This is a genomic window from Variovorax sp. OAS795 (assembly GCF_040546685.1).
Taxonomy (GTDB): Bacteria; Pseudomonadota; Gammaproteobacteria; order Burkholderiales; family Burkholderiaceae_C; genus Variovorax.
This window is the reverse complement of the sequence record NZ_JBEPOH010000001.1, coordinates 1,733,914-1,746,707: the sequence shown is the minus strand read 5'-3', so window position 1 is coordinate 1,746,707 and position 12,794 is coordinate 1,733,914. Positions and strand designations below refer to the sequence as shown.

The 12,794-nt window shown below is 67.9% G+C and carries 12 protein-coding genes; 4 read left to right on the top strand and 8 right to left on the bottom strand.

Going from position 1 to position 12,794, the window contains the following annotated elements; genetic code table 11:
- Positions 1-37 precede the first annotated feature (37 nt).
- From ABID97_RS08300 to ABID97_RS08285, 4 genes are all read right to left on the bottom strand, one after another.
- Positions 38-1,015 (bottom strand): beta-ketoacyl-ACP synthase III, encoded by a 978-nt coding sequence (locus ABID97_RS08300; RefSeq protein ID WP_354398046.1) that lies wholly within the window; start codon positions 1,013-1,015, stop codon positions 38-40.
- The gene (gene plsX, locus ABID97_RS08295; RefSeq protein ID WP_354398045.1) at positions 1,015-2,112 is read right to left on the bottom strand and encodes a phosphate acyltransferase PlsX; all 1,098 of its coding nucleotides are present in this window, start codon (positions 2,110-2,112) and stop codon (positions 1,015-1,017) included. The genes ABID97_RS08300 and plsX overlap by 1 nt, the downstream gene beginning before the upstream one ends.
- Before the next feature lie 61 nt (positions 2,113-2,173).
- Positions 2,174-2,356 (bottom strand): 50S ribosomal protein L32, encoded by a 183-nt coding sequence (rpmF, locus tag ABID97_RS08290; RefSeq protein WP_007830466.1) that lies wholly within the window; start codon positions 2,354-2,356, stop codon positions 2,174-2,176.
- Between the two features lie 146 nt (positions 2,357-2,502).
- Positions 2,503-3,060, bottom strand: coding sequence for a YceD family protein (locus ABID97_RS08285; protein WP_354398044.1), 558 nt, complete (start codon positions 3,058-3,060; stop codon positions 2,503-2,505).
- A gap of 82 nt (positions 3,061-3,142) precedes the next feature.
- Here ABID97_RS08285 and ABID97_RS08280 point away from each other — a divergent pair, with 82 nt between their 5' ends.
- From ABID97_RS08280 to ABID97_RS08270, 3 genes are read left to right on the top strand one after another with little or no spacing between them, the layout of a single operon-like run.
- On the top strand, positions 3,143-3,724 hold the full coding sequence (locus ABID97_RS08280; protein ID WP_354398043.1) for a Maf family protein: 582 nt from the start codon (positions 3,143-3,145) through the stop codon (positions 3,722-3,724).
- On the top strand, positions 3,721-4,482 hold the full coding sequence (locus ABID97_RS08275) for an SAM-dependent methyltransferase (RefSeq protein ID WP_354398042.1): 762 nt from the start codon (positions 3,721-3,723) through the stop codon (positions 4,480-4,482). Before ABID97_RS08280 ends, ABID97_RS08275 begins: the two co-directional genes overlap by 4 nt.
- Before the next feature lie 2 nt (positions 4,483-4,484).
- Entirely contained in the window at positions 4,485-5,636 is a 1,152-nt protein-coding gene (locus ABID97_RS08270; RefSeq protein WP_354398041.1) for an MFS transporter, read from the top strand.
- 9 nt (positions 5,637-5,645) lie between these two features.
- Here the strand turns inward: ABID97_RS08270 and ABID97_RS08265 are convergent, their stop codons facing one another.
- From ABID97_RS08265 to ABID97_RS08250, 4 genes are read right to left on the bottom strand one after another with little or no spacing between them, the layout of a single operon-like run.
- Entirely contained in the window at positions 5,646-6,689 is a 1,044-nt protein-coding gene (locus tag ABID97_RS08265) for a S49 family peptidase (RefSeq protein ID WP_354398040.1), read from the bottom strand.
- A 1-nt stretch (position 6,690) separates the two neighbouring features.
- On the bottom strand, positions 6,691-7,062 hold the full coding sequence (locus tag ABID97_RS08260) for a Rieske (2Fe-2S) protein (protein WP_354398039.1): 372 nt from the start codon (positions 7,060-7,062) through the stop codon (positions 6,691-6,693).
- Between the two features lie 14 nt (positions 7,063-7,076).
- On the bottom strand, positions 7,077-7,748 hold the full coding sequence (locus tag ABID97_RS08255; protein ID WP_354398038.1) for an HAD family hydrolase: 672 nt from the start codon (positions 7,746-7,748) through the stop codon (positions 7,077-7,079).
- On the bottom strand, positions 7,741-8,853 hold the full coding sequence (locus ABID97_RS08250) for an RluA family pseudouridine synthase (protein WP_354398037.1): 1,113 nt from the start codon (positions 8,851-8,853) through the stop codon (positions 7,741-7,743). The genes ABID97_RS08255 and ABID97_RS08250 overlap by 8 nt, the downstream gene beginning before the upstream one ends.
- Before the next feature lie 557 nt (positions 8,854-9,410).
- Here ABID97_RS08250 and ABID97_RS08245 point away from each other — a divergent pair.
- Complete coding sequence (locus tag ABID97_RS08245; RefSeq protein WP_354398036.1) at positions 9,411-12,683, top strand: Rne/Rng family ribonuclease; 3,273 nt, start codon at positions 9,411-9,413, stop codon at positions 12,681-12,683.
- Positions 12,684-12,794: the final 111 nt, after the last annotated feature.

Genomic DNA, 12,794 nt, shown 5'->3' with positions numbered 1-12,794 from the left:
GTCATGTCGCACCGCGGCCCTGCGGGCCATGCAGTGGCTACAGGTTCAAAAGCACCGCGCCCCAGGTGAAGCCGCCGCCCACGCCTTCGAGCATGAGGGTTTCGCCCTTCTTCACCTTGCCGGACCGCACGGCCTCGTCGAGCGCCAGGGGTATCGAGGCGGCCGAGGTATTGCCGTGCTCGTTGACCGTGACGACGAGCTTCTCGCGCGGCAACTTCAGCTTCTTGGCCGTGCCTTCCATGATGCGGATGTTGGCCTGGTGCGGAATCAGCCAGTCGATGTCGGCTTCGGTCTTGCCCGCCTTGGCCAGCGTGGCGCGTGCAGCGTCTTCGAGCACGCGCACTGCCAGCTTGAACACGGCCTGGCCGTCCATGTGCAGCAGCGGCGTGCCCAGCACATTGCCGCCCGACACATGGCCGGGCACGCAAAGAATGCCGACGTGCTTGCCGTCCGCATGCAGGTCGCTTGCCAGGATACCGGGCTCGTCGCTGGCCTCGAGCACCACGGCGCCCGCGCCGTCGCCGAACAGCACGCAGGTGGTGCGGTCGTTGAAATCGAGGATGCGCGAGAACACTTCGGCGCCCACCACCAGCGCGCAGCGCGCGGAGCCGGTGCGGATCATCGCGTCGGCCACGGTCAGTGCATACACGAAGCCGCTGCAGACCGCCTGGACGTCGAAGGCGGGGCAGCCGGCAATGCCGAGCTTGTTCTGGAGAATGGCGGCCGACGAGGGAAACACCATGTCCGGCGTGGAGGTGGCGACGATGATCAGGTCGACCTCTTCCGCCTTGCGGCCCGCGGCCTCCAGGGCGTGCCGGGCGGCCTCGAGCCCGAGGTCGCTGCTCGTGACTTCAGGCGCTGCGAAGTGCCGCGCGTGAATGCCGGTGCGCTCGACGATCCACTGGTTCGAGGTCTCGATGCCGCGCGATGCCAATTCCTTGGCAAGGTCGTCGTTGGTCACCCGGCGCGGAGGCAAGAAGCTGCCTGTGCCGGTGATGCGTGAATAGGGGCTCATCAAACGTGGAGTGCCGCCGCATCGGCAGGCACCGCGGGCTCCTGCCGCGCGAGCAATGGCGCGGCGTGAGCAATGCGGGCCCGCACGCGGTCGAGCAGGTTGTTGCGAGCGGCATCATAAGCGCGATCCAGCGCATGTCCGAAAGCCACTTCGTCAGCCGAGCCATGGCTCTTGAACACGAGGCCGCGCAGGCCCAAAAGTGCAGCCCCGTTGTATCGGCGATGGTCCAGGCGATTTTTAAACGCTTTTAGAACCGGATAGGCAACGATAGCGGCCGCCTTCGTGAAAATGCTCCGCGAAAATTCCACCCGAATGAAGTCGCCGATCATCGAAGCCACGCCTTCGCTGGCCTTGAGAGCCACGTTGCCGACGAAGCCGTCGCAGACCACGATATCGGTCGTTCCCTTGAAGATGTCGTTGCCCTCCACGTTGCCGTAGAAGTTGAGATCCTTGGAGTTGGCAGCCGTACGAAGCAGCTGACTCGCTTTCTTGATCGTTTCGCTGCCCTTGATGGCTTCCTCGCCAATGTTGAGCAGGCCGACCGAGGGCGTCTCGTTGCCGGTGAGGGCTGAAACCAGCGCAGAGCCCAGCACGGCGAACTGGAGCAGGTCCTCGGCGTCGCAATCGACATTGGCGCCGAGGTCCAGCACCGTGGTGGCGCCACCCTTCGCATTGGGGAGCTGCGGCGCGATGGCGGGGCGATCGATACCGTCGAGCGTCTTGAGCAGGTAGCGCGCAATGGCCATCAGTGCGCCGGTGTTGCCGGCCGAGATGGCGGCTTGGGCGGAACCGTCCTTGACCTGCTGGATCGCGACGCGCATCGAAGAATCCTTCTTCTTGCGCAAGGCGATTTCCACCGGGTCGTCCATGCCCACCACTTCGCTCGCGGCAACGATGCGGGCGCGCGGATGCGCGGCGAACCCGGCCAGCGCGGCCGGCGCACCGACCAGCAGCAGCGAGGCTTCCCTGTGCCGCTCGAGAAATGCGCGGCAGGCCGCGAGCGTGACACGCGGCCCATGGTCGCCTCCCATGCAATCGACGGCGAGCGTGATTGCGGAAGGCGCAGCAGCAGTTTCGGGGGATGAAGGCGTAGCCATCAAAACAAAGGCCCGACGCTACGGAAAAAGTAGCTTCGGGCCTTGGCCTTGGGATCCGAGATCAGGCTTCGGACTTGTTCTTGAGCACCTGGCGGCCACGGTAGAAACCGTTGGGGCTGATGTGGTGGCGCAGGTGCGTTTCGCCGGTGGTCGGTTCCACGGCGATGCCGGGCACGACCAGCGCATTGTGGGAACGGTGCATGCCGCGCTTGGAAGGCGACTTCTTGTTTTGCTGGACGGCCATGATGGCTCCTGGACTGTTAGGTGAGTGATTGGATGCGCTCTCTGGCGGTGGCAATACAGAAGCATGCATGGAATGCCTTGGCCTGTCTTGCTGCTCACGGCGGCGCGCGCGAAGCCCATGATTATAGCCCAGCCTGAGGGAAAGGGCTACTTGCCCTCTTCCGGCTTGCCCGAACGCAACGCGCCGAGCACCGCGAAGGGGTTCGGCTTGGCCTCTTCGGCCGCGTTGAAGTCCTCGTCGCTGGACGACAGCTGAAGGGGCGCAGGGCAGACCTCGTGGACCGGCATGACCGGGATTTCCATCAGGAGTTCGTCCTCGACCAGGGCATGGAGGTCGAAATCGCGGCTCACGACGAGCAGGTCTTCTCCCGACTCGTCGTCCTGGGCGTCGGCCGTGGCTTCGTCGGCCACGAAACGGAACCAGCGGTCCGATGCAACAAGCGTATCCACCGGTGCGAGGCAGCGCTGGCAGACCAGCGGCACCGTCGCCTCGGCCACCAGGTGCATCCAGGGCTCGGCCTTGCCCAGTGCGCCGGTGCGCTGCTCGCCCACGGCCTTCCAGTGAACCACGGCGCCGGGCGTCGGCAACGCGAGCTCCTGCACCAGGCGGGGATAGTTGGGCACCGGATCGTCGGCTGAAAGCGACGCAGCCTCGGCGGCAAAGGCGACCACGTCGAGCCTTTCGGGGGCAAATACTCTCTTCATCCGCACCAGTCTATCGCGCCGGCCGGGGGAATTGGCAGCGCCCCGCCAAAGGCTTCCTGGCAGCTCACGCACAATCGTCGCCATGCAACGCCCCTTGATACTTGCCTCCACCTCGCGCTACCGCCGCGAGTTGCTGATGCGCCTGCGCCTGCCCTTCGACGTGCAGCCCCCGGAAGTCGACGAAACCGCCCGGAGCGGAGAAACGCCGCGCGAACTGGCAGAGCGGCTGGCGCTTGAAAAAGCCCAGGCCGTCGCCGCCCGGTTTCCAGAAGCCGTGGTGATCGGCTCCGACCAGGTGGCCGATCTCGCGGGCGAAGCGCTCGGCAAGCCCGGCGACCACGCCCGCGCCACGGCCCAACTGCGCCGGATGCGCGGCCAGGCGCTGGTGTTCCAGACCGCCGTGGCGGTCGTCTGCCAGGCCACGGGCTTCGTCCAGCGCGACCTGGCGCCGGTCCGGGTGGTGTTCCGCGAACTCAGCGATGCCGCCATCGAGCAGTACCTGCAGGCCGAGCAGCCCTACGACTGCGCAGGCAGCGCCAAGAGCGAGGGCCTGGGCATCGCGTTGCTGAGCGCTATCGACAGCGACGACCCCACGGCCCTGGTCGGCCTGCCATTGATCCGCACCTGCCGCATGTTGCGTTCCGCCGGGATCGAGCTGCTGTGAACCCCGGCAAGCTCTACCTGGTGCCCGCGCCGCTCGATTTCGGCTGCGACACGCAAGCGCCGCTGCAGGACGCCCTGCCCCTCGGGACGCTGCAGGCGGCGGCCGGCATCACCCACTGGATCTGCGAGAACGCCAAGTCGGCACGCGCCTACCTGAAGCGCATCGATGCCGTCGTTCCGCTGGCCGCGTCCCTGCAGGCGCAGGACATCCGGGAGCTGCCGCGCGAGGTGCACAAGAAAGGCGACCACGCCGGCCAGTTCGACGCGAAGCCCTTGCTGGCCGCCGCACTCGAAGGCCACGACGTCGGCCTGCTGAGCGAAGCCGGCATGCCGGCCGTGGCCGACCCCGGCTCCTCGGTGGCGCGCGCGGCGCACGACCTGGGCATCGTGGTGGTGCCGCTCACCGGCCCGGTCTCGCTGCTGCTCGCGTTGGCCGCCAGCGGCCTCAACGGACAGAACTTCGCGTTCGTCGGCTATCTTCCGCAGGATTCGGGCGAGCGCCAGGTCCGGATCCGGGAGCTCGAGGCGCTCGCCCTCAAGACCGGCCAGACCCAGTTGTTCATCGAAACGCCGTACCGCAACGCCGCGATGCTCCAGGCGCTGGTCCAGACGCTGCAGCACAACACCCGGCTGGCCGTGGCCCGCGGCCTGACGCTCGCCACCGCCCAGGTGCGCAGCGAAACGGTGAAGGGCTGGCGCTCCAAGGCACAGGGCCTGGCGGACGAGCGCCTGCCCGCCGTGTTCGCGATCGGGCGCTGACGATGGCGGCGACCGCCAGCACCCGCTGGGCCGCGCGCGCGCAGTTCTTTGCTTCCGGCTTCATCTTCGCGACCTGGGGCGTGCACGTTCCGACCGTCAAGGCGCACTACGGCATCGACGAAGCCCAATTGGGCCTGGCCATGCTGGCGGCCGGCGCGGGCGCGATGCTGGGACTGACCAGCGCCGGCCGGTGGATCGGCCGCCATGGTGCCAGGCGCATGGCCGCGCTCTGCGGCTGCATCTACGCGCTGCTGCTCGCAGGATTGATCGCGATGCCCGGCTACCTTTTCCTCCTGGCCCTGCTCGCGGTGTTCGGCCTCGTGACCAGCGTGTTCGACGTGGCCATCAATGCCGAAGCGGCGCAGCTCGAGCTTCTTGGCGGCCAGCCGCTGATGAGCGGCATGCATGGCATGTTCAGCCTGGGCGGCATGGCTGGCGCCGCAAGCGGCAGCGCGGCACTGGCTGCCGGGCTCGGCCCGCAGGCACACCTGCTGTGGGTCGCAGCTGCCATGGTGCTGATGGTGGCCGTCTCTTCGTGGCACATGCTTCCCCAGCCGCCCGCTGCCAGCGACGCGTCCGCAGCCGACCATTCATTCCGCCTGCCTCGCGGCGTGCTCGCGGTATTGGGCGTGCTCGCTGCGCTGGGGCTCATCGCCGAAGGCGCCATCTACGACTGGAGCGTGCTCTACATGCAGCAGGAGCTCGGCAGCCCGCAGAACCAGGCCGCCCTGGCCTATGCGAGCTTTTCAGCGGCCATGGCGGCTGCGCGTTTCGGGGGCGATGCGATGCGGGCCCGCTTCTCGCCGGCCGCACTGCTCCTCGGCAGCGGCGTGCTGGCGGCCGCGGCCATGACGCTGGTTCTGCTGACCGACCTGCCCTGGCTCGCGCTGGTCGGCTTTGCCGGCGTGGGGGTGGGCTTCGCAAACGTGGTGCCGATCCTGTTCGGCGCCTCGGCGCGGGTGCCGGGCGTCGAGCCCGCGACAGGCATTGCGGCCGTTTCGGCCGTGGCCTACCTGGGTTTCATGGCGGGCCCGGCGGTGATCGGCCTGCTGGCGCGGGCCGCTTCCCTCACGGCCGCGCTCTATGTCGTGGTGGTATTCGCCGTCGCGCTGGCGGCGTCGGCCCGCTACACGGACACCGGCGCACGCCCCTGAGCCAAAGCCTCAGCGCAGCGCGGGCGTGGCGGTCTGCAGCGAACGCACCGTGGCGTCGCCCATGGCAGCGCCGAACTTCTTGGCGAGCTTCTCGGCCACGTTGTCGCGCCGCGTGTAGTCAGTCACCGTTTCGGCCTTGATCACTTCGCGCGCCACGTAGTCCACGTTGCCCAGCTGGTCGGCCAGGCCGAACTGGACGGCTTGCTCGCCGCTCCAGAACAGGCCGCTGAAGAGCCCCGGCGTGTCGAGCTTGAGCCGGTCGCCGCGGCCTGCCTTCACCACGTTGATGAACTGCGTGTGGATCTGGTTCAGCATGGCCTGGGCATGGGCGCGCTGAGCGTCGCTCATCGGGCTGAACGGGTCGAGGAAGCCCTTGTTCTCGCCGGCCGTGAGCAAGCGCCGCTCCACGCCCACCTTCTCCATCACCCCGGTGAAGCCGAAGCCGTCCATCAGCACGCCGATGCTGCCGACAATGCTGGCCTTGTCGACAAAGATCTTGTCGGTGGCGGCGGCAATGTAATAGGCGGCCGAGGCGCAGGTTTCTTCGACCACCGCGTAGACCGGCTTCTTGTACTTGGCCTTCATGCGCTTGATCTCGTCGCTGATGATGCCGGCCTGCACGGGGCTGCCGCCGGGCGAGTTGATCAGCAGGACGATGCCCTTCGCACCCTCGTCCTCGAAAGCGGTCTTCATGGCCGCGACCACGAACTCGGCACTCGCGTCGCCGCCGTTGGCGATTTCTCCCTTGATCTCGACGACCGCGGTGTGGGCCGTCGTCTTCGCGGCGCTCGGCGCGTTGCGCGACATCGCGAGCCAGACCAGGAAGATGAAGAACGCGAGCCACGAAAGGCGTGTGAAGGTCTTCCAGCGGCGCGCGGCCTTCTGCTCGTTCAGGGAGGCGAAGGCGAGCTTCTCGAGCGTCGCACGCTCCCACCCGGGGCGTTGCGTCGGGTCCTTCGCCATGCTGCGTGGCGCGCCCTGCGAGGACGCAATGGGAGTGGCCGGCTCAAAAGGATCAAAACCTTCGGGTTCCGTGCGGTTCGGGTCGGTCATTTCAGAAAGTCAGGGGATGGAGGTTCCAGGCAGTATGCCAGTGCACCACGCCGTCACGTTCGCTGAGGGCGATCTTCACGAGGCCGCCGCGGCACGGACCGCCCGCGCATTCGCCGGTATCGGGCTTGTAGACCGCGCCATGGGTGGCGCAGAGCAGCCACTGGCCGCTGTCGTCGAAAAAGCGGTCGGGCTGGAAATCGAGCTCCATCGCCACGTGGCTGCACCGGTTCAGGTAGGCATGCGGCTGCCCTTCGAAGCGCACCGCAAAGGCGCGGCAGGTTTCGCCGCCGTAGACCACGTCGAACGGGACCGCCCGTCCGCCTTCGACCAGGTCGGAGGCGTTGCACAGGGGAATCGGCGCTTCTTCGCTCATCGCAGGATCTTCGCTCAGGCGTTGTCCAGCAGCCATGCCTCGAGGCTGGCCACCGAATGCGCGACGAACAACGGCTTCAGCTCGTCGAAGCTCTCGGGCTCGTGCGCGCCGTAGCTCACGCCCACGCTGGCACAGCCTGCGTTGAGCGCCAGCTGCAGGTCGTGGGTGGTGTCGCCGATCATCAACGTGCGCTCGGCCGGGACGTCGAGCTCTTCCATCAGTTCCAGCAGCATGCAGGGGTGCGGCTTGCCGAAGGTCTCGTCGGCCGTGCGCGACGCATCGAAACGGTCGCGAAGCGCCATCGATTTCAGCGCCTCGTTCAGGCCGCGGCGCGATTTGCCCGTGGCCACCGCGAGCTTGTGGCCGCGTGCGCGCAAGGCATCGAGCATCTGCAGCACGCCGTCGAACAGCACGAGGTCGTCCTGGTGCTGCAGGTAGTGATAGCGGTAGCGGGCGCCGAGCTCGGCGTATTTTTCCTTCGGTACGTCGGGGGCCGCACGCGCCAGGGCCTCGGCCAGGCCCAGGCCGATGACCCAGGCGGCGTCGTCCTCGCTCGGCTTGGCGCCGCCCACATCGACCACGGCCGCCTGGATGCAGCGCACGATGAGGCGCGTGGAGTCGTACAGCGTGCCGTCCCAGTCGAAGGCGATCAGGTCGAAGCGAAGGGGTCTGGAGGAATCAGTCATTGGCCGTGGGAGTGGGATGTTGGGCAAGCGCCTCGAGCGCCTGGGGCGGCATCAATGCGTGCAGTTCGGGCGGCAGGCCGGTTTGCAGCGCCACGCGCTCGCCGCTCGCGGGATGGTTGAACTGCAAGCGCCAGGCATGCAGGAACATGCGCTTGAGGCCGAGCCTGTGCAGCACGCGCTGGCGCTCGAAGTCGCCGTATTTGTCGTCGCCCGCAATCGCATGCCCGGCCGACGCAAGGTGCACGCGGATCTGGTGCGTGCGGCCGGTCTTGATGGTGACGGCCAGCAGCGACAGCGGCGCGGCATCGCCCGGCAGCGTGAGCCGCGCGAGCACGCGCACCAGCGTCACGGCACGCATGGCGTCGGGGTGGTCCTTGGCCACCACGCGCACGCGGCGCTCCCCGGCGCCGGCGCCATCGCCCGGCAACAGGTATTTGGCGAGCGGCGCGTCGAGCACCTTCTTGTTCGCGGGCCAGGCACCTTCGACCAGCGCAAGATAGGTCTTGCCCGTCTCCCGCTCCCGGAACTGGTCCTGCAGCGCCACCAGCGCGCTGCGCTTCTTGGCCACCAGCAGGATGCCCGAGGTCTCGCGGTCGAGCCGGTGCACCAGCTCCAGGAACTTCGCGCCGGGCCGCGCGGTACGCAGCTGCTCGATCACGCCAAAGCTCACCCCGCTGCCACCATGCACCGCCACGCCGGCGGGCTTGTCGATGGCAATCAGCGCGTCATCTTCCAGCAGCACCGGGAATTCGCGCGCCGGCGCAGGTGCCACGGCGCCCTCTTCGGCGCGCGGCGAAATCCGCACCGGCGGCAGCCGCAGCACGTCGCCGGTTTCGATCCGGGAGTCGGCTTGCGCGCGCCCCTTGTTGATGCGCACTTCGCCCGACCGGATGATCCGGTAGACGTGGGTCTTGGGCACGCCCTTCAAGTGGCGGAACAGGAAGTTGTCCAGCCGCTGCCCGGCGGATTCGGCATCGACCGTGATGAATTTGATCGATGCGTGCGGCGCCCCGCCCTCGGCCGTGGTCTTGGGGACCGCGGGATCTGGAACTGCGGGATTTGGAGCGGCCGAAGGGCTTTGCTTCGCACCTATAATGTTTTTCACCAGCGCGGTCGTGTAAGTGCTTGATTAGACAGAAGTTTAGATCACTGCCGTCAAACACCCACGACAACGCTGCGAGGTCGATGCCGCTTTGGCGCCGAGACTGCAAACCCCGCGCAATGGCGCAAAGTGGCAGCCCCTGCACCCAAGTCAAGCCGACACCCACGAAACACCGATACGGAATACCCAGCCTGCAGCTTCCAAGCTGCCGGCGGATCGAAGCGAGTCCCTTGTGTTGATGCTGCTGATTCAAATGTGCCTGCGCTGGCCCACCTGGCTTCTGCCAGCGGCCTCAGGCATTGAGTCATCCGCACCGCGCGCCACCATTGCGCAACCAGCTATCAATAAGATAGCTGCTCAACACCGAACCTGGCTCGCGCCCATCCACGCGCCCCCACCCCGGCTGTCTTCTTGAGCTGACGCTCGAGAGGCCTGCCCGCGCTTGCCGCGGCAGTGACAGCATCCGGGGCCAAGCGGCAATTCCCTGGTTTCGCGGGCGTCGTCCGTGCATCGTTGGCCCGTCATGGGCCGCAGAACGATACATATAAGGACAACGCATCATGAAGCGGATGCTGATCAATGCCACGCAGGCCGAAGAACGCCGCCTGGCCATCGTCGACGGGCAAAAGCTCCTCGACTACGAAATCGAGATCGAAGGGCGCGAACAGCGCAAGGGCAACATCTACAAGGCCGTCGTGACGCGCGTCGAGCCTTCGCTCGAAGCCTGTTTCGTCGACTACGGTGAAGACCGCCACGGCTTCCTGCCGTTCAAGGAAATCTCGAAGCAATACTTCGCCGAAGGCGTTTCCGCCAACCAGGCACGCATCCAGGACGTCATCCGGGAAGGCCAGGAACTGGTCGTCCAGGTCGAGAAGGAAGAACGCGGCAACAAGGGCGCAGCCCTCACCACGTTCATCTCGCTGGCCGGCCGCTATGTCGTGCTGATGCCCAACAATCCGCGCGGCGGCGGCGTGAGCCGGCGCATCGAGGGCGACGACCGCGCCGAACTCAAGGAGGCGATGGACCAGCTCGAGTACCCGAAGGGCATGAGCATCATCGCGCGCACCGCCGGCATCGGCCGCTCGGCGCCCGAACTCCAGTGGGACCTGAACTACCTGCTCAAGCTCTGGGGCGCCATCGACGGCGCCGCCAAGGGCGGCAAGGGCGCGTTCCTGATCTACCAGGAATCGTCGCTCGTCATCCGCGCCATCCGTGACTATTTCAATCACGACATCGGCGACATCCTGATCGACACCGACGACATCTACGACCAGGCGCAGCAGTTCATGGCGCACGTCATGCCCGAGCATGCCGCCCGCGTGAAGCGCTACCGCGACGATGCCGCGCTGTTCAGCCGCTTCCAGATCGAGCACCAGATCGAGTCGGCCTATGCGCGCACCGTGCAGCTGCCCTCGGGCGGCGCCATCGTGATCGACCACACCGAGGCACTGGTGTCGGTCGACGTGAACTCGGCCCGCGCCATCAAGGGCGGCGACATCGAAGAGACCGCCACCCGCACCAACCTCGAAGCCGCCGACGAAGTGGCCCGCCAGATGCGCCTGCGCGACCTGGGCGGCCTGATCGTCATCGACTTCATCGACATGGACGAGTCGAAGAACCGCCGCGAAGTCGAGAGCCGCCTGCGCGACGCGCTGCGGCAAGACCGCGCCCGCGTGCAGTTCGGCTCGATCAGCAAGTTCGGCCTGATGGAAATGAGCCGCCAGCGCCTGAAGCCGGCGCTCTCGGAAGGTTCGTCGATCCCCTGCCCCCGCTGCGGCGGCTCGGGCCACATCCGCGACACCGAATCGAGCGCGCTGCAGATCCTGCGCATCATCCAGGAGGAGTGCCTGAAGGACAACACGGCCGCCGTGCACGTCCAGGTGCCGGTCGAAGTTGCCTCGTTCCTGCTGAACGAAAAGCGCCCCGAGATCGCCAAGATCGAGCTCAAGCAGCGCGTCACCGTGCTGATGGTGCCCAACAAGACGCTCGAGACGCCGAACTACAAGCTCGAGCGCCTGAAGCACGACGATCCGCGCCTGGACCACATCGAAGCCAGCTACAAGATGGCCGACGAGATCGAAGACCCGACCGCCGTCACCCGCCGCTCGCAGGAACCCACCAACAAGCAGACTCCGGTCATCAAGGGCGTGCTGCCCGACGCGCCGGCGCCCGTGGTGCCGCCCAGGCCGGAAGCCGTGCGCGCACCCGTTGCTGCGGCTCCCGCACCGGTCGCACCGCCGGTGGCGATCGCACCGGCGCCGGCCGAAATGGGCTTCTTCGCCCGCCTCAAGAGCTGGTTCGGCGGCACGCCGGCACCAGCGCCCGCACCGGCGGTGAGTCCCGTCGAGGCACCGAAGCCTGCGCGCCGCGATGGCGGCCGCACCGGCCGTGACGGTGAAGCGCGCGGCGCCCGCGACGGCGAGCAGCGCCGCGGTGGACGCGGCGGCGAAGGCCGCAGCGAGAACGGTGGCCGTTCCGGTGGCCGCGACGGCGAACGCCGCGGCGGACGCGGTGGCGAACGCCGTGGCGAAGGGCGCGGTGGTGAAGGGCGTGCTGGTGAAGGGCGCAACGGCGAACTCCGCAACGAGGCCGGCCTGCCGCGCGAACAGCGCGAACCGCGTGAACAACGCGAGCAGCGCGAACCGCGCGAAGCCCGCGCTCCGCGTGAAGGCGAACAACGCCGCGGCGGCCGTGGCGAACGCCGCGAAGGCGAAGGCCGCGAGGCACGTCCTGTGTCTGCAGAACCGATCGACGGCAACCTCGAAGCGCAGCAACTGGCGCCCAATGCGGCGGCCGGCGACGAAGGCAATGCACCGTCGGAGCGCGCACCGCGCGCCCGCGGCGAACGCCGGGAACGTGGCGAGCGCGGTGACCGTGCCGAGCGTGGCGAACGCGCAGAGCGCGGCGACCAGCGCAACGCCGGCGAGGCACCGCGCGAAGCGTCGGCTGGCGACAACGCCCCCGCGCAGGACGACGTGCAAGCCGAACGCGCACCGCGCACCGGCCGCGAAGAGCGCGGCCCGCGTGGCGAACGCAGCGACGGCCGCCGCGAACGCCGCAGTGAAGGCCAGCCACGTTTCGCCAACGGCGAAGCACCGGCATCTGCCGACGACGCAAGTCAGCGTGCCGCCGAGCCGGCTGACATCGCCGCGCGCGGCGACGGCGAGGCCGGTGCCAACGAGCAGCAAGCGCCGCAGCGTGAGGGCGAAGAGCGCCGTGGTCGTTCGCGCGACCGCTATGGCCGCGACCGCCGCGAACGCGGCCCGCGCGATGAGAGCGAAGCCCAACCGGCAGGCGCATCCGCATCGGCCGAGGCGAACGAAGCGCCCGTGCAACAGCAGCCGGCCTACGCCGAAGCGCGCGCCTCGGTGCCCGATGAAGCACAGGCACCGGCACCGCGCAGCTACTTCGACCGCCCTGCTACGGCGCCGGCACCGGTGGCAGCACCGGCACCAGCACCGGTTGCTGCGGTCGCGGCAACGCCCATTGCGGTTCCGGCTACCGCACCCATCGTGGTCGCAAGCAGCAGCAACAAGCCGGCCGCCAACGGCCGGGCACTGCCAAAGGTGCAGCCCTTCGAGCTTCCGCTGAACGAACTCGCGCAGATCGCCGAAAGCTCGGGCCTGCAGTGGGTGAACTCGGATGCCGACCGCATTGCGCAGGCCCGTGCGGCCATGGCAGCCGAGCCGAAGCCGGTGCACGTGCCGCGCGAACGCCCGCCGGCCGTGGTGCTCGACGACGGTCCGCTGGTGCTGGTCGAAACCCGCCGCGAACTCGGTTCGATGACGCTGCCCTTCGAGAAGGCACCGTCCGACGCACAGGGCGTGAACTGAAGAAGCTTCGGCCCCTCGGGGCCTGGCAAGAATAAAAAACGGCGCCTTCCTGGCGCCGTTTTTTTTGGGACATGCATCCGTGGAATCGCCCGCGAGCGATGCCCGGTGCGC

Excerpts from the sequence above, each read along its gene's own strand:
- ABID97_RS08270 (WP_354398041.1), top strand. The coding sequence starts at position 4,485 with ATGGCGGCGACCGCCAGCACCCGCTGGGCCGCGCGCGCGCAGTTCTTT.
- rpmF (WP_007830466.1), bottom strand. The coding sequence starts at position 2,356 with ATGGCCGTCCAGCAAAACAAGAAGTCGCCTTCCAAGCGCGGCATGCAC.
- ABID97_RS08245 (WP_354398036.1), top strand. The coding sequence starts at position 9,411 with ATGAAGCGGATGCTGATCAATGCCACGCAGGCCGAAGAACGCCGCCTG.
- ABID97_RS08300 (WP_354398046.1), bottom strand. The coding sequence starts at position 1,015 with ATGAGCCCCTATTCACGCATCACCGGCACAGGCAGCTTCTTGCCTCCG.
- ABID97_RS08285 (WP_354398044.1), bottom strand. The coding sequence starts at position 3,060 with ATGAAGAGAGTATTTGCCCCCGAAAGGCTCGACGTGGTCGCCTTTGCC.
- ABID97_RS08280 (WP_354398043.1), top strand. The coding sequence starts at position 3,143 with ATGCAACGCCCCTTGATACTTGCCTCCACCTCGCGCTACCGCCGCGAG.
- plsX (WP_354398045.1), bottom strand. The coding sequence starts at position 2,112 with ATGGCTACGCCTTCATCCCCCGAAACTGCTGCTGCGCCTTCCGCAATC.
- ABID97_RS08260 (WP_354398039.1), bottom strand. The coding sequence starts at position 7,062 with ATGAGCGAAGAAGCGCCGATTCCCCTGTGCAACGCCTCCGACCTGGTC.
- ABID97_RS08265 (WP_354398040.1), bottom strand. The coding sequence starts at position 6,689 with ATGACCGACCCGAACCGCACGGAACCCGAAGGTTTTGATCCTTTTGAG.
- ABID97_RS08255 (WP_354398038.1), bottom strand. The coding sequence starts at position 7,748 with ATGACTGATTCCTCCAGACCCCTTCGCTTCGACCTGATCGCCTTCGAC.